Origin of the sequence: Peribacillus deserti, assembly GCF_016909175.1 — a bacterium.
Classification (GTDB): domain Bacteria; phylum Bacillota; class Bacilli; order Bacillales; family DSM-1321; genus Paraperibacillus; species Paraperibacillus deserti.
Genome location: NZ_JAFBFI010000007.1, coordinates 110,154 through 130,242, shown reverse-complemented (window position 1 = coordinate 130,242; position 20,089 = coordinate 110,154). Strand labels below are relative to the sequence as shown.

Here is a 20,089-nt window from a genome sequence, read left to right as displayed (position 1 = left end):
AGTCATAATGGCACAATCATTTCCATTTGCTATAACTAAAACAGAATCATTCTATGATAAATTATCAGAATGGATCGGCGATGTTTTTTACGATATTTTGCCCGAAAAAGGATTTGAGCTGCGAGATGAGCAGATTTTCATGGCATTCCAGCTTGAAAAAGCATTTAAAGATAAAAAAATTATGTTTGCTGAGGCAGGTGTAGGTACTGGTAAAACAATAAGCTATCTATTGTATTCCATTTTCTATGCACGCTATTTTAATAAGCCTGCCATCATATCATGTGCGGACGAAACACTCATTGAACAGCTGGTAAAAAAAGAAGGCGATATATCTAAATTGGAGAAAGCCTTGGGCATACAGGTGGATGTGAGGCTTGCAAAATCCCATGAACAATATCTTTGCCTGAATAAGCTTGACCATGCTGTTAACCATGAAGATTCAGAAGCCATTGACCAAGTGTTTGATGAACTGCCTAAATTTGTACTTGAAGGGGCTTCTATGTCGGCATATAAAGCATACGGAGACCGTAAAATGTACTCCTATGTTAATGATGAAGACTGGAACAAAATTAACTGGGATCCGCTTCAAAGTTGTTTTACTTGTGATAAACGACATCGGTGCGGACAAACTCTTTCCCGGGATTTCTACAGAAAATCTAGTGACTTAATCATCTGTTCTCATGATTTCTTTATGGAACATGTGTGGACGAAAGAATCTAGAAAAAGAGAAGGACAGCTCCCGCTGCTGCCTGAATACAGCTGTGTGGTTTTTGATGAAGGCCATTTGCTCGAATTCGCGGCCCAAAAGGCTCTTACTTATAAAATAGCCGAAAATACCATTTCGGCGGTGTTAGACAGACTCTCAGCAAATGATATACGAGATGAAACTCTTTATGTAATAGATGAGATATTAGAAATCAATCAGAAATTTTTTAGTGAGCTCAATCAAAATGCAGTTGAAATTAAAGGGTCAAATAGACTACAAATTAATATGAGCAATTCAAGCTGGAATCTTGCAAGCCGTCTCCATGATAAAATCCAGGAGCTTGAAGATAATCTCGTTTTTGATGCTGAAATGTATACTATAGATGATTATCAGTTAAAAGTGACGGAGGAGTATCTCGAAGGACTGGCCTATTCGCTCTCCTTATTACTAAAAGAAAGACAGGCTGTAGTCTGGTTTGAGCAGGCAGGAATTACGAGAACCCTGGTAATCATGCCGAGACTTGTTAAAGATATATTAAGTGAACAAGTATTTTCACAGAAGGTTCCTTACATTTTCTCTTCGGCTACCTTATCCGACAACAAATCATTTGATTATATAGCAGATAGTCTAGGGATAAAAGATTATTTAAGTTTCTCTGTTGAATCTCCATTCGAATATGATGAAGTGATGAAAATTGCAGCACCTTCCATACAATCCCTAGAAGAGAAGCTCGCTTATACGATGAATTCACTTAGAGAAGCTGGGGGATCGTCTCTTGTATTATTTAATTCTAAAGAAGAACTCCTCTGGTTTAAGGAGCATGCAGACAAGGATGTATCTTTTCCTATTTATTACGAAGGGGATGCAGAGATAAGCGATCTCGTTCGAACCTTCCAGGAAGAGGAAAATTCTGTCCTTTGTTCCTATCATTTATGGGAAGGACTGGATATCCCAGGGCCTTCGCTTAGGAATGTGGTTATATTTTCACTGCCTTATCCGCCGAAAGATCCCGTTTTTGAAGCAAAAAGACAGGCTGTACAGGATCCTTTTCTTCAAGTAGATCTCCCGTATATGCTGCTCAGACTGAGACAGGGCATTGGAAGGCTAATCAGAACAACTGAAGACCGTGGAACTGTGCATATTCTATTGCCGGTTGCTTTAGAGGAATTAACAAAAAGTAAAATACAGGACATTCTTCCTGTAACTCCAAACTAAATATATAGCGAGTATACGCTGGATAGCTCATCGCTTCAGAAAAAAAGAGATAAAATATGCTTTATTTTATCTCTTTTTTATTTTCCCAGATTTCAAGGTCTGTACAGGCATAACAGAGAAGTCCTGACTTTTGATCAATAACTCCATCCAAAAAGCCATCTCGACAATAAATTTCTTTTCCACAAACTGAACAGATGCCCGCCAGCTCCATATAACTGCCTCCTTCAAATAGTTAGAAAATAAACAAAATACTTTTTATTCTTACATTAAAGTTAAGTATAAAATAAAAATATGGTAAAATACATAAGGAAACGATGCCCCAGTGGAATCGCTCCGACTGATCGGCCATAGCTGCTTATACAGTTAAGAGAGGAAACAGCAAAAGAAGGGGGAAAAAAAATGAGTGAAAGCTTACAAAACTTAGAACAGGATTTTCTGGAATATGTTAAAAAAATATCTGCTTATAACGAAGCACTGGGATTGATTTTTTGGGACTTGCGTACAGGTGCTCCCAAAAAAGCAGTGGACCAGCGCTCACAGGTAATTGGCATTCTTTCTTCAGAAGTGTTTGCGATGTCGACAAGCGAGCAGATGGCAGCTTTTATCGCAAGGCTTTCTGATGAAAATGTGTTTAGCAGCTTGAATACAAGCACTCAGAAAATACTTCTTGAATGCAAAAAAGATTATGAGAAAAACAAAAAGATACCAGCAGCAGAATACAAAGAATATGTTGTTCTTCAATCAAAAGCTGAATCCGTCTGGGAAGAAGCAAAGCAAAAATCTGATTGGGAATTATTTAAGCCATACTTAGTGAAAATAGTAGAATTCAATAGACGTTTTATTACATATTGGGGATACGAAGGTAATCCTTATAATACATTATTGGATATGTATGAGCCAGGAGTCACTGTAGATGTTCTGGATGAGGTTTTCGGGCAGCTTAGGGAAACAATTGTACCGCTGGTCAAGGAAATCGCCGAATCAGAAAACAAACCAGCGACCAATTTCTTATATAACCGTTTTTCAAAAGAGGACCAAAAGGCCTTTAGCCTTGATATCTTAAAGGAGCTTGGCTATGACTTTGAAGCTGGAAGACTGGATGAAACGGTACATCCATTTGCAATTGGTTTAAACCCTGGCGATGTCAGAGTCACAACCAAATATGATGAAAATGATTTTAGAACGGCCATATTTGGTACTATTCATGAGTGCGGGCATGCTATTTATGAACAAAATATATCAAGCGAACTAATCGGAACACCACTGGCTTCTGGTACATCAATGGGAATTCATGAATCGCAGTCGCTTTTCTTTGAAAGCTTTATCGGCAGGAATCTTTCTTTTTGGAAAAAGCAATACCCGCTGATTCAAGAATACGCGGAAACTCAATTTAAAAATATTGAGCTGGAGGATTTTTATCGTGCCATCCATGAGTCCAAGCCTTCTTTAATAAGAATAGAAGCTGATGAGCTGACATACCCTCTGCATATAATGGTGCGCTATGAAATCGAAAAAGCCCTCTTCAATAATGAATTAGAAGTAGATCAGCTTCCAGAAGTTTGGAACCAGAAATATGAAGAGTATCTAGGAATCCGCCCTGATAAGGATGCGAATGGTGTTCTTCAGGATGTCCACTGGTCAGGAGGAAGCTTCGGCTATTTTCCATCTTATGCATTAGGCTATATGTATGCAGCTCAGTTAAAACATGCCATGCTGAAGGATCTTCCAAACTTTGATGAATTATTGGAAAATGGTGATATTCAGCCTATTAAAAATTGGCTTACACAGCATATCCATCAATTTGGCAAAATGAAAAAGCCTTTGGAAATTCTGCAAGATACAACAGGAGAAGGTCTGAATGCCAGCTATTTAATCAACTATTTAACGGAGAAATACGGCAAGGTTTATCAGCTTGCCTGATAATTCAGATATATAGGAAATCACTAGAACAATTCCAAAAAGGGGAGAATCCGTAGATTGCTCCTCTTTTTTTTTGTAGTTCCTTCAAGTATGCATACTTAATAATCCCATGAATGCGGGAAGCTGATTTTGTGTTAGGGAGGGAAAAACATGGAGAAGAGAAATTATATTGCTCACTTTTCTGTGCTAATAGCTGGTATCCTCTGGGGGTTAATTGGGATATTTGTAAAAGGCCTAAACGCACTTGATCTTTCTGCCATGGATATTGTAGCAGTCAGGTCTGCGGCAGCTTTTTTAATATTGCTTATCGGCGGGCTGGTATTTAAACGGCGAGAGTTGATCATTAAGCCCAAGGATGCCTATTTATTTGTCGGAACAGGGATATTAAGCATGGTGTTTTTTAATTGGTGTTATTTTACGGCTATGCAGATGCTTAATATTTCGCTGGCGGTTATTCTTCTCTATACTGCTCCGGCCTTCGTTTTGGTTTTATCAAGTTTAATCCTTAAAGAAACATTTACTAAAACTAAGCTGCTGCTCATTATATGTACTTTGATTGGCTGTACGCTTGTAGCGGGAACCAATATCGGTGCATCAGGAGACCTGACTCTTACTGGTATTATTATTGGCCTTGGCTCAGGACTTGGATATGCGCTTTATAGTATTTTTGGTAAACTGGCATTAAAAAAATACAGTTCATATACGATTAGCTTATATACGTTCTTGTTTGCCTTAATTCCCCTATTGCCCTTCACAACATTTTGGACAAGACTGCCAAGCGGCCAACTTTTCACTTTTTCAATGTATACCATTGGACTCGGAATTATTTCCACAGTCTTTGCCTATTTGTTCTATACTTCTGGCCTTAAAAAAATGGAAAGCTGTAAAGCTTCATTGCTTTCAACGGTAGAACCAGTAACAGCCATGTTAATCGGCTTTTTTCTCTTTGGTGAACAGATAACAGGATGGCAGATTGCAGGGTCGCTTCTTATAATATTATCGGTTTCTGCGATCAGTGTAGATTTTACAAGGCTTAAGCGGGCGGGTATGGAGCATAATTAGGAGATAGGCATGTCTTAACGAAGAATACTGAAAAGCTCAGTTTATCAAAATACTGATATTTATATTGTTCTTCAAATAATTAGAAAGGGCCGCTAGTTATGAAAGAACCTCTATCTGCGATTTAGGAGGGGGCATTAAATAACAATAATCTGAGGAATGAATATTAGTTTTCGGCTTTATCCGCTTTAAATTCATTTGCTGTTGTTTAGGTGTACATTAGTAAATAATCAAGAGAAAACAACTGCTTATCCGAACGATTAAAATAAAAGGAAGTAAAAAGTTCGTTTTTAAATAAAAAAACCTTGTATTCAATTTCCTGAATGGTATAATTCTAATTATCAATTAAATATGAACACCCTCATATAATAGCGGGAATATGGCCCGCGAGTCTCTACCAGGTTACCGAAAATGACCTGACTATGAGTGGGCAATCACGGACTTTTTGTCTGAAGCTTATTTGTTATGGCTTAAGTGTATTGCTTCACTCGTGTGAAGCAATACACTTAAGCCTTTTTTATTTCAAAAGAGAAGTACATCGGGGAGGAATAAACTGTGAAGCTATTAAAAGAAAAGATTCTGCAAGAAGGAATCGTATTATCTGAAAATGTATTGAAAGTGGACTCCTTTTTAAATCATCAAATGGACCCAGTTTTAATGAGTGAAATTGGCAGAGAATTCGCAAACAGATTTACATCAGAATCTATCACAAAGGTGCTTACGATTGAGTCTTCCGGTATAGGACCGGGTATTATGGCTGCCATGCATTTGCAGGTCCCGCTTATCTTCGCGAGAAAAAGAAAATCAATGACTCTTACAGATAACCTGCTTACTTCTTCTGTCTACTCCTTTACCAAACAGGAGGACTATACAATTTCTGTTTCATCTAAATTTATAACCTCTCAGGACAACGTACTAATCATCGATGATTTCTTGGCAAACGGGCAGGCAGCTCTCGGCTTAATCGATCTGATTAATGAAGCAGGGGCAGCCTTGGCTGGAGTTGGGATTGTGATTGAAAAAGGATTCCAGGAAGGCGGCAGAGTTTTGAGGGAGCGGGGCATAAAAGTGGAATCGCTGGCTATTCTAAAGTCCCTGAAAGATGGAAACATACAATTTGCTGATGCAGCAACGGAGGAGGTAATCATTCATGAATAATTCGGTATTTAAACTAACATCTTTAGGCATTCAGCATGTTCTTGCCATGTATGCCGGAGCAGTGATTGTCCCGCTTATCGTCGGAGGGGCGATGGGACTTAAGGGAAGTGATTTAACTTACCTGGTTTCTGTGGATATCTTAATGTGCGGGTTAGCTACTTTACTGCAGGTCTGGCAGAATCGCTTTTTTGGAGTGGGCCTCCCTGTTGTTCTGGGCTGTACATTTACGGCGGTAGGTCCCATGATTGCTATTGGCGGAGAACATGGATTATCTGCTATTTATGGTTCAGTCATTGCATCGGGACTATTTGTTGTATTAATCAGCGGTTTTTTCGGAAAAATGGTCAGATTTTTTCCACCTGTTGTGACTGGATCAGTTGTTACCATTATTGGAATCACCTTAATTCCTGTGGCTATGAATAACCTGGCAGGAGGGCAGGGGGCAAAAGATTTTGGTTCTCTTTCAAACATTGCATTGGGATTTGGGACTTTGTTTCTTATTATCGTAATTTATAAATTTTTTACAGGATTTATAAGAGCTATATCTATCTTAATTGGTTTAATTTTTGGAACGGTGGCTGCTTCATTAATGGGTAAAGTTAATTTTAATGCAGTAGAATCGGCTTCTTGGTTTCATTTGGTAGAGCCATTCCACTTTGCCGCTCCTGCATTCGAATTAACTCCCATTTTAACGATGTGCCTGGTTGCGGCAGTCAGCTTAGTGGAGTCCACTGGAACTTATTTTGCATTAGGAGATATAACAAATACAAAAATATCTGAGAATAAGCTGGCCAAAGGGTACAGAGCTGAAGGCCTTGCAAGTGTAATTGGCGGCATCTTCAATGCATTTCCATACACTACGTTTTCACAAAATGTCGGGCTTGTTCAAATGTCGGGTATTAAAACGAAAAAAGTCATATATATTACAGGTTTTATGCTCATTGTCCTTGGGCTCGTGCCAAAAATTGGAGCTCTTACAACTATTATTCCTTCTTCTGTTCTGGGCGGAGCTATGGTCGCTATGTTCGGAATGGTGATTGCATCGGGGATTAAAATGCTTAGCCGGATAGAATTTGCCAAGCAGGAGAACCTGCTGATCATTGCTTGTTCTGTAGGGATGGGACTTGGTGTAACCGCTGTGCCTGAGCTTTTTTCACAGATGCCTGCCAGTGTGAAAATTCTTACGGACAGCGGAATTGTATCTGGCAGTTTGACAGCCATCATTTTAAATATCATTTTTAACATCATACCTGGAAACCGGACTATTACCATACCAGCATTAAAGGAGCAGAAGGCTTCCTAAAAAGTTAATAAAAAAATCAGAGCATGGGCTTTGATTCAGATTGTCGAAAAAGGGGTTCGGAATGGTTACTTTCCGAACCCCTTTTAAATTATCATTCTTTTTTATCAAAAAAAGGGCACGCTAGACCTCTACTGGCCTTGCTCTTTAGGCCATTTTTGGACTTTTCAATGACCAGTAGTCCATTTTCTTCAAATTCATTGAAGCGAAAGTAAGCATCGCCTGCATGGACAATTTTTTAAGTCCCTTAAAGTTGGCCAACGCATGCCGGATATTACTATCGTGTGTATTGCCGGGTGTCACAAGTGTTCCCAGGAAAAATCGCATTGCCGAATGAAAGGTGTAAGCAAACTGTTTTGTCCGCTCGTCCTTGACGAAATCTTAAGGACTAAATGGTCCTGTGGAACCAGCTGGTCTAAAGCAGCTATCTCTAATTTCCTCAGGAAATGAGTGTTTCTGGAAAGCATTTTCATCACCCCAATCAATTTCATGTATTAATTCAAATTAGCTTTCAGGAGCGTTCCAGAGTAACGTTTATAACCTAGTTGATTGGAGTGTTAGGTGCGGTGACTCCTGCGGGAGCAGAGAGACAGGTGAGACCCCGCAGGAGGATTAGCAACGTGGAGGCTCATCCTCGCCCCGCAAAAGCGAAGCGCCCTTCACTGCAATCAACAGACTTCGGTAACAGGCCAAATAAAAAACTGCAGGCAAGCTCGAATTTCATGAGTTTGTCTACAGTCTGAATCAGGGCATGGGCTCTGATTTTTTTTTTATATTCTAAAGAAAGCTTTATCAATATTGTATTTTGCTTTAAGCTCATTAATAATGTATGTTTCATATATTTCACGGTCAACTGGCTCTTCTACATAGCAGATATCAATGGTGTATACTTCATCTCTGTGCTGTTTAATTGGAGAAACAGTATCCTCAAAGTGTTTCTTAATTCTTTGTCTTAATTTGCGGGCTTTACCGACGAACAAAAGTTCATCATTTATATTATAAAACATAAAGATTCCGCCTTTATCTCTTGGGATACGGTGGAAATCCTCAAATCCATAAATATTGCTTAGTTCTGGATTAGGCTTATTTGGTTTGGTAATAGAAAGATCCGGAGCAGGTATTTCAATTTTTATCACGAGTATACACTTCCTTATTTTTATGTAAAGGTAAATGGTATCATAAGTTTCATGCAAATTCCATTTTGTTTTCGGTATGAGTGCCGAGTCTGTATTTATATTCCCCAAATTCAAGATTTTTAACGGTTTTCTGCTTTACTTTCATATAAATTTATTAAACGTGTGCAACTTCCCAGGCTGAGCTGAATAAAATACTATAATTACTCGAAAGAAAGATGGGAAGCACTTGAAGAAGCAATATTGCGTTCATTGTAAATCTATTTTTGATGAAGCTGAGGTCTGCGGAAATTGTGGCAATAAAGAGCTTAAAACCATCATTATCGAGGTTCAATACCAGAAAGATGTGAATAAGGAGTAGATATCTGCAATGTTACATAATATCGCACTTTTCGCTCCATATTGCTCCCATGAAAGCATTTTTCATGGGTTCTTTCATGTTTTAGGGGAGATCCTGAAAATTTACTATACGGTCCATTTCAGAGACGGCTCTTTTGATTAATTCTATATTATGTCGTATGGTTTAAATAGGAAATTTTTTAAAAAAGGGGTCATGAAAATGTATTTGCCATCTTTTAAACTGGACGGAAAAACGGCTGTTGTTACAGGAGCAGGACGTGGAATAGGAAGAGCGATTGCGATTGGCTTTGCGGAAGCAGGGGCTAATGTAGCTCTGCTGGCCAGAACAAAAACAGATATAGAGGAAACAGCTGAAATGATTGAGAGCCTGGGACAGAGAGCTCTGCCTATTGTTACCGATCTTACGGATGCAGAACAGATAAAAAGGGCGGCGGCCATGGTCCATCAGGAAGAGCAGAAGATTGACATCTTAGTAAATAATGCAGGTATGAATATCAGATCAAGAGCGCTGGACGTTACAGAAGATGAATGGAAAACCATCATGGATACAAACTTAAAGTCCGCGTTTATGATGTCGAGGGAAATCGGACAATACATGGTGAATGCTGAGCAGGGCGGTTCAATCATTTCTGTCTCTTCTGTGGCTGGGCATGTCGCCTTACGAACCGGAGTTGTTTATGCTGCAACCAAAGCTGCAATGATACAAATGACAAAGGTTCTTGCATTTGAGTGGGGAAAGCATAATATCCGTGTAAACAGCCTGGGACCTTGGTATTTTAAAACACCATTAACAGAAAAACTTCTTCAAGATCAGGAGTACGTGCAGGAGATCTTACAAGTAACACCATTAAATAGAATTGGAGAGCTTGAGGAGCTGGTTGGCCCGGCAGTATTTCTGGCATCCGATGCTTCAAATTACATAACCGGCCAAACCTTGTTTGTCGATGGTGGAATGACGATTCAAGGGTTTTAAGTAATAAGGATAAGGGGTAGATCATAAGGCGGAAAACGCCGATGATTTACCCCTTATTTATTTTAACCTCCTGGGGGCGGCATACTTACGTAGTAATATGGACAAATTACATACGATGGACTAAGAAAGGTGATACTATGGCCAATATTCTATCAGTTTCTGATATTCAGCTGCCTTACGAGATTAATCAATCTACTATTATGGAATTTGCACGGGAGATGTTTGGATCGTCTTTTAGGGATATTGACAGATTGTTAAAGGTGTTTGTAAATGGGCAGATCGAGAAAAGGCATTTTGCCTGTGACTTGGATTGGTTTCGTAAGCAGCATTCATTTAAGGAGAAAAATGACAAATATATAGAGCAGGCTGTCCGCTATGGATCTGAAGCCATTCAAGCCTGCCTACATAATACGGCTTTCCTGAATAGGAAAATCAACGAAGAAGAAATTGATGCCATCATATTGATTTCCAGCACAGGCCTTGCAACACCAACCATTGATGCAAGAATTATGAATATCCTGCCATTTGGTTCTCATACTAAAAGAATTCCTGTCTGGGGGCTTGGGTGTGCAGGCGGAGCAGCTGGCCTATCTAGAGCTTTTGATTATTGTAAAGCTTATCCACAGGCTAATGTGCTGGTATTATCAATTGAGTTTTGCAGTCTAACCTTCCAAAAAGATGATCTTTCCAAAAGCAATTTAATCGGGTCGTCTATTTTTGCTGACGGTGTAGCCTGTGCCCTCGTTTCCGGAGAGGAATCCAGCTTATTGAAGGAAAGCAGACTGGAGGCTTTTCCCGAAATTCAAGCAGTACAGTCTACATTGCTTAAAGAATCATTGGACGTGATGGGCTGGGATGTAAAAAATGAGGGGTTATTTGTTATTTTCTCAAAAGATATCCCGTCTTTAATCGAGCAATGGCTGAAGCCGAATGTAGATGAGTTTTTAGAAACTGCCGGGTATTCGCTACGTGATATCAATCACTTTATCGCTCATCCTGGAGGTAAAAAGGTAATCGAGGCTTATGAGGAAGCGCTTGGCTTTTCTGAAGAAAAAACCAAACTTTCTCTGGAGGTCCTGAAAGAACATGGAAACATGTCTTCTGCAACGATTCTTTATGTGCTGAAAAGGTTTATGGAGGGGAATGCAGAGAAGGGAGACACTGGTCTTGCAGCTGCACTTGGGCCTGGTTTTTCCTCAGAGCTTTTACTGATGAGGTGGAAATGATGATCTTTGGAGTATTTATTATATTCTTAATCTTACAGAGACTTGGCGAGCTTCTAATTGCAAAACGAAATGAAATCTGGATGAAGCAGCAGGGCGGGATTGAATTTGGAGCTTCACACTACCCTTGGATGGTTGCCATGCACTGTTCCTTTTTCCTATCCTTGATCATTGAAGTAACTTATATACAATCTGGTCTAAGTGAATACTGGCGCCCATTACTCATCGCATTCCTTATATTGCAGGCTGGGAGAATGTGGGCATTAACCTCACTGGGAAGGTTTTGGAATACTAAGATTATGGTTGTTCCTCATGCGAATGTGGTGAAGAAAGGGCCTTATAAATATGTAAAACATCCAAACTATATTATCGTCGCATTAGAGCTTGCCGTCATTCCGCTGCTGTTTAATGCGTACTTTACGGCAGTCATTTTTACGATTCTTAATATTTTTATGATGTATAAACGGATACCTGCTGAAGAGGAAGCACTTCATAAATTGACTGATTATCAACATGTTTTTATGACAAAGGAGAGTACAATCCCTAAAAATATGAAATAATCAGAAATCAGCATTGAAAATGATTATCGTTCGTGTTAAACTCTAATTGAGTTTGAAAATTATTCTCAATAAGACAGATAATCATTCAATTTAGATGTGAGGTGCTGACTAGATGATCTGGTTGTTTGTAATTGCCACTATATGTACATATTCACTTGTGATGAAATATGTTTTAAATAGGATCCAGAAACCCTTTCATCCAAGAGAGACTCAATCTATTACAACTGAAAATAACAAAGGGGCTTTTATAGCCGCCCATTCAGCCAGGTGAAAAATTGCCTGGTTTTTTATTTTGCAAAAAACGATATAATTACTCCCTTTTTCATAATTATCGATTAAAATAATACTGAGTTGTTTGAAAGCCAAGCTGACAAGGGGAACTATCTATGAACCATACTATTACAGATCAACATGGACTTCTTGAGTCGTTAGCTGAATTGTATCTGCACATATCGGCTGCAAAAGATGAATTGCACGCAAATAAAATAAAAGGGCTAATCCAAAAGGTAAGGCAGGACGAGAAATTAATCGCTTTTTGCGGGCACTTTTCTGCAGGAAAGTCCAGCATGATTAATTCCTTGCTTGGACATGACATGCTCCCTTCTAGTCCAATTCCTACCAGTGCAAATATCGTAAAAGTTAAAAAGGGAGAAGAGTACGCAAAAGTTTATTTTCACGAAGGGAAACCCTATCTATATCCTGCTCCTTACGATTATGAACAGGTAAAAAGCTTTTGTAAAAACGGAGACAGCATCTCCTCGATTGAAATAAGCACTAAGCGCTTTCCGCTGGAGAATAATTGCGCGGTAATGGATACACCTGGTATCGATTCTGCTGATGATGCCCACCGAATCGCTACAGAGGACGCCCTGCATCTGGCTGATATCGTCTTCTACGTTATGGATTATAATCATGTACAGTCAGAAGTGAATTTCCTATTTACAAAAGAGCTTCTTTCTGCGAATAAAAAACTGTATCTAATCATAAACCAAATTGATAAACACGATGAAACAGAGCTAAAGTTTAGCCAATTTAAAGAATCTGTTGAAGAAGGCTTTCTTAATTGGGAAGTAAAACCGGAGGCGATCTATTACACATCTGTTCGATACCCTGACCTCCCGCATAATGATTTTGCGCAGATCAGTGAATTGATTTCTGTTTTTTCAAAGCAGGATAGAAGTGTGTTTATAGAATCTGCTTATCATTCCGCTATTCAGATTATACATGAGCACCTGAAATGGCAGGAAAGCCGTGTAAAAGAAGAAAATACTATATTTTACAGTCTAATAGAAGGTTACAACGAGAAAGCCAAACAGGAAATGCTGGCTAAATTGGAGGCTCTTGAGATTGAAAAACGGGAGATCCTTCTTTATCCTGAATCTCTAATTGAAAAGTTCAAATCAAAATTAGAAATGATCCTAAAAAATGCTTATTTAATGCCGGCAGAAACAAGGGAGCTGGCAAAAGAATATCTGGAATCAACTAAACGTGATTTTAAGGTTGGACTGCTGTTTTCAAAAGGGAAAACGGAGCAAGAGCGTGCAGGCCGGTTCAATAGGTTAAAACAGGAACTGGATGAGAAGCTCGAGACACAGCTTGAACGTCATATAAAAGAACTCTCTATTTTAATGCTTAATGAAAGCGGTCTATCCGATGAGGATTTAGAGGCTGAGGTACAGGGGATTTCTCTGGAGCTCTCGGATCACATGATTTCGGATATTGTTAAACCACAAGTAAGTATAACCGGTGAATATGTTCTAAGTTTTACCAATGAATTAGCTGATGTGCTTAGGAGGATTACGAAAAAGAATGCTTTAGAATTCCTGGAACAATTTAAATCTGCACTTGTGAAGCAGCAGAATAGACTGCTGACTGAGAAAAGCGGGGAAATGGCAAGTGTAAATGCTTTTACTGAGGCGTTTCAAAAAGTAGAAGCGTCTGAGAAGTTTCTCCAGCAGAAAAAGTCAGAGTTAAACAGGATTTTAGAAGCGAAAGACAAGGCATTGCCTAAGGAAATCCTCAATCGTCTGCTTCGGAAATGGGACGGGGAGGAAAATGATTATCATGTCATCGTTGGTGATGAACTAGAGAAGGAAACTTCTATGTCAGTTGAAAAGCCAGTAACTGAAAAAATATTGATTCAGAAAGAAAATAGAAGTGCTAGGGAGCACGGCAAAGCCAGAATGAAAGATTTGGCCGAAAATCTTGCAGATGCCTCTTCCATTCTGAAGAATATAAAAGGATTCCGCTATCTGTCCGAAGATATGGAAGCTAGTGCCGAACGGCTTGAGAATCAAACATTCACCATTGCACTTTTCGGGGCTTTCAGTGCAGGTAAATCTTCATTTGCCAATGCCATCCTGGGAGAAAGGGTACTTCCTGTATCACCCAATCCAACGACAGCCGCTATAAATAAGATCTGTCCACCAGATGATGCTAACCCTCATGCTACGGCACGAGTCAAGCTAAAGACAGAAAAGATGCTTTTGGAAGACATGGCAATGGCCCTTTCCGCATTTAATGTTACAGCTGTTTCTCTGGAGGAAGCGTATCAGCATGCATCCAGACTTTTAGGGAAATCCGTGGGGAATGGAATGCAAAATGCACAGCTTTCTTTCATAAGGGCATTTCATGAAGGGCTGCCGCAGTTTAAAAATCAGCTGGGAACTGAAATTGTAGTGAATATACATGAGTTTAGGGAATTTGCCGCCTCTGAACAAAAATCTTGTCTAGTGGACACAATAGAGCTTTATTACGATTGTGAGATAACCAGAAAAGGGATTATCCTTGTGGATACACCAGGAGCAGATTCCATTAATGCAAGACATACAGGGACTGCGTTTGAATATATAAAGAATTCAGATGCCGTGTTATTCGTCACTTACTATAACCACCCATTTTCTAAGGCAGACCGGGAATTTTTAATTCAGCTGGGAAGAGTTAAAGATTCGTTTTCTATGGACAAAATGTTCTTTATCGTAAACGCTGTGGATCTTGCTTCATCTCAAAAAGAACTTACTGAAGTAATGGAATATATGAAGGAGCAGCTAGCGAATTTTCAAATCCGGTCACCTAAGATTTATCCTATTTCCAGTAAAGCAGCTCTCGACGAAAAACTGGGTCAGCCTGTATTACAGGGACATTTTCTTTCTAATAGCGGACTTAGGGATTTTGAGTCTGTCTTTGATGACTTTTTAGAAAACGATTTAACAGAAATGGTCATTTCCGCATCCCTGAGCTTATTAGCCAGGGCCGAAAAAATGCTTAGAGAGGTAATATCAGCTTCCAAGCTTGATCAAGAAAGTAAGCAAAACCAGAAAATACAGCTGGCCAGCGAGCTTAACGATTTGAAGGCCTTCATAAATAAAGAAACCGGGAAGATGGATTTATCCAGAATAAAAAAGGAAATAGAAGAGCTTGCCTACTATAGTAAACAAAGAGTATTTCTTCGCTTTAATGACTTTTTTAAAGAATCGTTTAATCCCGCAGCCTTAAAGGACGATGGAAGAGACATGAAACAGGCATTGAACATGGCTCTTAAAAGCTTGCTGCTTTCGTTGGGCTTTGACTTCTCGCAGGAGATGCGGGCAACATCATTGCGGACAGAAAATTATATTAATAAACTGCTGAATGAGAAATATAGCAATTGGATATCCCGAATAAAAGAAAACCGGCAGGCGGTAGAAGCAGCTGCTTTTAGTCCTTCATCGTTTGATGTCTTAGAATTTAAACCTGCATTTGAAGGACTGAATGAAGGGAGCTTTAAAAGAGAACTATCTTATTTTAAGAACCCTAAGAGCTTTTTTGAAAAGAACGAGAAAACAAAAATGAACAGCGCTCTTCGTGATTCCCTTGACCAACCTGCATCTGAATATATATTGAAACATGGCAGCAGGCTTTTCGATTATTACGGGCAGAAATATGTGCAAACGCAGGATGAATTAAAGCAGAAGCTGATAAGGGAAGTTGAAGATATTTATAACGGATACAAGAATGCTCTAGATGACACCGGAAATGCTTCAGCTTATGAAGATTGCTTACAGGAGCTATTGAAGCTAACTGTACCGAATTAATTCTGGGGGGATTTGGAATGAAGTTTCTGATGGAGATTGAAGAACTTTTTGAGAATCTTGATCAATCCGAAATAAGAGTTGTTGATTGCAGGTTTACCCTGGGTCACAGGGATCAGGGTGAGTCAGCTTATAGGCTTAGCCATATTCCGGGTGCTGTCTATTTTCATTTAGAAAAAGATTTATCTGGTGAAGTAAAAGATCATGGCGGCCGTCATCCCCTGCCTGAGATGAGAAAGTTTGCTGAAAAACTTAAAACAGCAGGGATTGGCAATAATGACACCCTGGTTGTTTACGATGGCGGCGATTATGCTTTTGCGTCCCGATTTTATTGGATGATGAAGTATGCCGGGCATGAGAAAGTGTATTTGCTGAATGGCGGTTACCACGCCTGGGTGCAGGCCGGATATCCTGTTACTTCTGCAGTTCCCCAATATGCGGCCAAAGAATTTACTTTGGATCTGCAGGAAGACTTGCTGACAAATTATGAGACGATTAAACAGTTCACTGAAAAAAAAGCAGAGCTTATTTTAATAGATTCCAGAGAAGAAAAAAGGTTCCGGGGTGAAGAAGAGAAAATTGATAAGGCTTCGGGCCATATTCCAGGAGCGATTAATAAGGTCTGGCTCGATGCAATTGCAAATAACCGATTTAAATCAGCCGAAGAGCAGAAGGACAGATTTAGAGGAATAGATAAAAACCAAAAAATTGTGGTCTATTGCGGTTCGGGTGTAACGGCAGCACCTAACTATATTGCTTTAAAAATGGCAGGCTATCAATATGTGAGTGTGTATATAGGAAGCTTTAGTGATTACATTTCTTATGAAGGGAACCCTATAGAAACCGATTCCTGATTTTTGTACCTTTATAATTTCACAAACTATCTATACAGGTTAAAAGGACAAAACGAAAGCTAGATAGATCCCATTTGGCTGAGAGGCGTTTCTGGCGCAGTATAAGGCAGCAGCAATAAGAAAAAATATCCCCTTTATGATGTAAATATGTGTTAAAATAGATAGTGCCGTCTATTATTTAACTATAAAGAAACTGCCAGGCTGCCTTCTGTATGGATGGGCGGACGGCAGTTTTTAAAATTTATAAAGAGGTGTAAGGTATGGAAAATCGATTTATTGAAATAAAATCTGAGGAAAAGCTGCCTTCCCTTATGCTGGTTGACGGAATGGCATTGTTATTCCGTGCTTTTTATGCGACTGCTATGAGCGGACAGTTTATGATAAATTCTAAAGGAATGCCTACTAACGCGATCCAGGGATTCTTAAAACATCTGTTAACAGCAGTTAACCATTTTCAGCCTTCTCATGTTGCAGTTTGCTGGGATATGGGCAGCAAAACATTCCGATCTGAAATATTTACAGAATATAAAGCCAATCGTCCTGAAGCTCCTGTAGAGCTGCTTCCACAGTTTGATGCTGTAAAAGAGGCAGTAAAAGCTTTTGATATTCCTAATATAGGGCTGCATGGATACGAAGCGGATGATTGCATAGGGACCTTAGCAAAGGAAGCGAAAGCGTCAAGCAGGGTTTTTATCCTTACAGGCGACCAGGATCTTTTGCAGCTGATTGAAGAAAACATTTCAGTAGTTCTGCTTAAAAAAGGTTTTGGCAACTATGAAGTTCACGATACACAGTCTTTTCTTGACTGGAAAGGTATAACACCAAGGCAGATGATCGATTTAAAAGCATTGATGGGTGATCCTTCAGATAACTATCCTGGAGTTAAAGGGATTGGCGAGAAAACGGCACTTAAACTTCTCCAGGCTTATCAAAATATCGAGGGAATCTTAGAAAACCTTCTTTCTCTGACGAAAACGCAGAGAGAGAAGATTGAAGCTGCGGTTGAGATGCTTCATTTATCCAGACAGCTTGCCGAAATCAAATGCGATGTTCCGGTTGCTTGCCCGCTTGAACATGCCAAATGGGAATACAACAAATCCACGGTGGCCGAAATGTTGAATGACTACGAAATTAGAGGGATGCATAGATATTTAGCCTAAAACAGGAAGCAGGGATGATATATATCAGCCCTGCCTGCCGTTTTATATTCTTGTATTGTCCTTTTTGGCAGCGTTCTCAAGTTTTGTCTTAGGATCATGAGCCCTCTCGTCCTCAGCATAGCCCTGTGGGGTTACACCAAGACTTGCTTTTCCACGGTTTTTGTTATTTTTTTTAGTCATTTTATCCACCTCCTAAAACTTATTTATTCCTTATTTGTACTTTATTATGATAGATAGTGGAGCTGGTATATTATTCTCGAAGGGATTCACTCCAGAATGAAAACAGTTGAAGATTATTTATATGATCTAGAAGCAAAAGGCTTCTGCTTTGCCGATGACGCTATTGGCTTTATTTATTTTGGCAAGCATTATACAAATGCAAGTGATACTATTGTAAATATAGCCATTGAAATAACACTTAAAGCACAAAAAGGATTTGATGGGAGCTTTTACATCTCCCTGCTGGAATCACTTGTTCAAAATAAGATAACTTCTAAAAGAAGAGCAACAAACTTTGCTGTTGAACGAAAATTAATTTAATACATAAAGAAACCGGGAAAAGGGATTCCCGGTTTTTTAATATTTTATTTACATAAGATCCTTTGCTGGTCAGCCAATAAGAGCAATTTCATACCCCTCGAAAATATCTAATATGCCCATAATATTTGGATTTCCCCTCCTAAATGGTAAAGTACCCCCATAAAATATAGGATGAACACTTCAGAAGAAGGGATTACCAGAAAAAATGGTGTAGTGACACCTTAAAAGTAGCCTAATTAAGAATTGTTCTCTAGCTCATTTATAGCCGTTGACTAAATGAGCGGGTACTTTTCGCTGGCCTTTGCCATTAGCCTGCTATTTTTACCAAACGGGTTTTGGCTTTTTTAAGTCTATTCTTAGTTGTCAGCTGATCTTTTACGTGGGCTTTCTAAAATACTGCTGTCTCTTGGCTTCTTCTTTATAGGAAGCTCTGATAAAATGATCCCTGAAAATATCAGGATACAGCCAATGATGGCATAAACAGATAAGATCTCATGAATCCATATATATGATGTAATGGCCGCAAATACCGGTTCAGTTGAAAGCGTAAGAGCAACTCTTGTTGGCGAAGTGAATTGCTGCGCATGAGTCTGAACGAGGAAGGCCGCCGCTGTTGCAAAAATACTGGTTATAAAGAGAGCCTGCCATACCTCCGGGCGAAATAGTGTCGAAAAACTAAAATTATGTGCGGGTTCTTCAAAAAACAAACCGCACACAATTGAAAGCAAGGCCACAACGGAAAGCTGAATAATCGTCAGCGGGAAGACCGGGTAATCTTTTGCATATTTACCAGTGGTCACCACATGCATGGCAAAGCTGAAGGATGCGATTAATATCAGCATATCACTTTTTGTGAAGCTCGCTTCCCCGAGCATGGTCATCATATATAGGCCTGCAGTTGCTGCGATCACTCCAGCAGCTGTGTTTATAGAAGGCATTTGCTTCATCAGGATCAGTGATAGAATTGGTACAATAACTATACTAAGGCCTGTTATAAAACCAGCTTTTGCAGGGGATGTGTATAAAAGGCCAATCGTTTGGAGTGCGTAGCCTAAGAAAAGCCAGAAACCAATCTTCATCCCGGCTGATAAAATATCTTTGGAAAATAATTGGAGTATAGTTTGTTTTTTCAACAGCTGCCAGATGATTAAAAAAATGGCTGCAATAAGAAACCGAATGGCATTAAAGCTAAAAGGCTCCAGATGGCTGATTGCATTTTGAACCAATACAAAAGAAACTCCCCATATTAGTGCTACCAGCAGAAGGGAGATGTCGGCGTATAGTGACTTTTTCATGATGAAGATTCCTCTAATTCTCCAGGATGGCTTTACGTGCTAATGCGTCGGCTTTATTTTCACTTCTCGGGACCCATTTAATAAAAAACAAATTGAGCTTCTTAGATAAGGTTAAGGCCTTTTCGAGCAGGGGAGTATATTTTCGGTTTTTTACAAACTCATTCTCCATAGAACGAAAGATAAGATCAGAGTCTGTTCTAAAAGATACAAAGCTGTATTCTCGTTCAATACAGATTTCCAGGCCCTTTATTAAAGCCCAATATTCAGCTTCATGATTTTCCATTATTCCAAGGGGAATGGAGAAAATTTCTGTCTGGCCCTCATTTTTAATAAAGATTCCTGCTCCGCTTGGCCCAGGGTTGCCTGCACTTGCACCGTCAATATAAATTTCAACCAAAGTGAGTCATCCTCCTATGTAAATTCTGATTAGAGTGTAACATACTGGCCGAATGAATAACATTTCTTGTCTTTTGAAATCATTTACGCTAAAAGGGTTAAATTAATAGAAACAGTGATATATAAATGAGATATGCAAAAAAGCTCTGTTAATTGTCCCGGAATGA

18 protein-coding genes and 1 riboswitch are annotated in these 20,089 nt (G+C 39.3%); of the genes, 13 read left to right on the top strand and 5 right to left on the bottom strand.

Annotation, left to right across the window (positions count from 1 at the left end; all coding sequences use genetic code 11):
- The first annotated feature begins 7 nt into the window (after nt 1–7).
- Nucleotides 8–1,921: an ATP-dependent DNA helicase gene (locus tag JOC77_RS09660; RefSeq protein WP_204542398.1), complete on the top strand. Its 1,914-nt coding sequence runs from the start codon at nt 8–10 to the stop codon at nt 1,919–1,921.
- A gap of 61 nt (nt 1,922–1,982) precedes the next feature.
- Here the strand turns inward: JOC77_RS09660 and JOC77_RS09655 are convergent, their stop codons facing one another.
- Nucleotides 1,983–2,132 carry a hypothetical protein gene (locus tag JOC77_RS09655; RefSeq protein WP_204542396.1) on the bottom strand — a complete coding sequence of 50 codons (150 nt, stop codon included), beginning with the start codon at nt 2,130–2,132 and terminating at the stop codon, nt 1,983–1,985.
- A 188-nt stretch (nt 2,133–2,320) separates the two neighbouring features.
- Here JOC77_RS09655 and JOC77_RS09650 point away from each other — a divergent pair, with 188 nt between their 5' ends.
- From JOC77_RS09650 to JOC77_RS09635, 4 genes are all read left to right on the top strand, one after another.
- Nucleotides 2,321–3,841: a carboxypeptidase M32 gene (locus JOC77_RS09650; protein WP_204542394.1), complete on the top strand. Its 1,521-nt coding sequence runs from the start codon at nt 2,321–2,323 to the stop codon at nt 3,839–3,841.
- Between the two features lie 150 nt (nt 3,842–3,991).
- A complete protein-coding gene (locus JOC77_RS09645; RefSeq protein WP_204542392.1) occupies nt 3,992–4,903 on the top strand; it encodes a DMT family transporter in 912 nt (303 codons plus the stop codon).
- A gap of 338 nt (nt 4,904–5,241) precedes the next feature.
- A riboswitch (purine riboswitch) is annotated at nt 5,242–5,343 on the top strand.
- A 112-nt stretch (nt 5,344–5,455) separates the two neighbouring features.
- Complete coding sequence (locus tag JOC77_RS09640; RefSeq protein WP_204542390.1) at nt 5,456–6,058, top strand: xanthine phosphoribosyltransferase; 603 nt, start codon at nt 5,456–5,458, stop codon at nt 6,056–6,058.
- Nucleotides 6,051–7,361 (top strand): nucleobase:cation symporter-2 family protein, encoded by a 1,311-nt coding sequence (locus JOC77_RS09635; RefSeq protein WP_204542388.1) that lies wholly within the window; start codon nt 6,051–6,053, stop codon nt 7,359–7,361. The genes JOC77_RS09640 and JOC77_RS09635 overlap by 8 nt, the downstream gene beginning before the upstream one ends.
- A 767-nt stretch (nt 7,362–8,128) precedes the next feature.
- Here the strand turns inward: JOC77_RS09635 and JOC77_RS09630 are convergent.
- Nucleotides 8,129–8,494, bottom strand: coding sequence for a GIY-YIG nuclease family protein (locus tag JOC77_RS09630; RefSeq protein WP_204542386.1), 366 nt, complete (start codon nt 8,492–8,494; stop codon nt 8,129–8,131).
- A gap of 226 nt (nt 8,495–8,720) precedes the next feature.
- Here JOC77_RS09630 and JOC77_RS21585 point away from each other — a divergent pair, with 226 nt between their 5' ends.
- The 7 genes from JOC77_RS21585 (at nt 8,721) to JOC77_RS09600 (ending at nt 17,691) form a co-directional block, all read left to right on the top strand.
- Nucleotides 8,721–8,852 (top strand): hypothetical protein, encoded by a 132-nt coding sequence (locus JOC77_RS21585; protein WP_275585065.1) that lies wholly within the window; start codon nt 8,721–8,723, stop codon nt 8,850–8,852.
- A gap of 198 nt (nt 8,853–9,050) precedes the next feature.
- A complete protein-coding gene (locus JOC77_RS09625; protein ID WP_204542384.1) occupies nt 9,051–9,824 on the top strand; it encodes an SDR family NAD(P)-dependent oxidoreductase in 774 nt (257 codons plus the stop codon).
- 137 nt (nt 9,825–9,961) lie between these two features.
- Nucleotides 9,962–11,050 carry a type III polyketide synthase gene (locus JOC77_RS09620; RefSeq protein ID WP_204542628.1) on the top strand — a complete coding sequence of 363 codons (1,089 nt, stop codon included), beginning with the start codon at nt 9,962–9,964 and terminating at the stop codon, nt 11,048–11,050.
- Entirely contained in the window at nt 11,047–11,607 is a 561-nt protein-coding gene (locus JOC77_RS09615) for an isoprenylcysteine carboxyl methyltransferase family protein (protein ID WP_377337642.1), read from the top strand. The genes JOC77_RS09620 and JOC77_RS09615 overlap by 4 nt, the downstream gene beginning before the upstream one ends.
- 386 nt (nt 11,608–11,993) lie before the next feature.
- Nucleotides 11,994–15,680 (top strand): dynamin family protein, encoded by a 3,687-nt coding sequence (locus JOC77_RS09610; protein ID WP_204542382.1) that lies wholly within the window; start codon nt 11,994–11,996, stop codon nt 15,678–15,680.
- 17 nt (nt 15,681–15,697) lie between these two features.
- On the top strand, nt 15,698–16,531 hold the full coding sequence (locus JOC77_RS09605; RefSeq protein WP_204542380.1) for a sulfurtransferase: 834 nt from the start codon (nt 15,698–15,700) through the stop codon (nt 16,529–16,531).
- 260 nt (nt 16,532–16,791) lie between these two features.
- The gene (locus JOC77_RS09600; RefSeq protein WP_204542378.1) at nt 16,792–17,691 is read left to right on the top strand and encodes a 5'-3' exonuclease; all 900 of its coding nucleotides are present in this window, start codon (nt 16,792–16,794) and stop codon (nt 17,689–17,691) included.
- Between the two features lie 42 nt (nt 17,692–17,733).
- Here JOC77_RS09600 and sspL read toward each other — a convergent pair whose 3' ends face one another.
- Nucleotides 17,734–17,871 (bottom strand): small, acid-soluble spore protein L, encoded by a 138-nt coding sequence (gene sspL / locus JOC77_RS09595; RefSeq protein WP_101645056.1) that lies wholly within the window; start codon nt 17,869–17,871, stop codon nt 17,734–17,736.
- 96 nt (nt 17,872–17,967) lie between these two features.
- On the opposite strand from sspL, the gene JOC77_RS09590 reads away from it, so the two are divergent.
- Complete coding sequence (locus JOC77_RS09590; protein ID WP_204542376.1) at nt 17,968–18,231, top strand: DUF6123 family protein; 264 nt, start codon at nt 17,968–17,970, stop codon at nt 18,229–18,231.
- Nucleotides 18,232–18,587: 356 nt separating this feature from the next.
- On the opposite strand, the gene JOC77_RS09585 is transcribed toward JOC77_RS09590, so the two are convergent.
- A complete protein-coding gene (locus JOC77_RS09585) occupies nt 18,588–19,526 on the bottom strand; it encodes a DMT family transporter (RefSeq protein WP_204542374.1) in 939 nt (312 codons plus the stop codon).
- 13 nt (nt 19,527–19,539) lie between these two features.
- Entirely contained in the window at nt 19,540–19,923 is a 384-nt protein-coding gene (locus JOC77_RS09580) for a reverse transcriptase-like protein (protein ID WP_204542373.1), read from the bottom strand.
- Between the last annotated feature and the right edge of the window lie 166 nt (nt 19,924–20,089).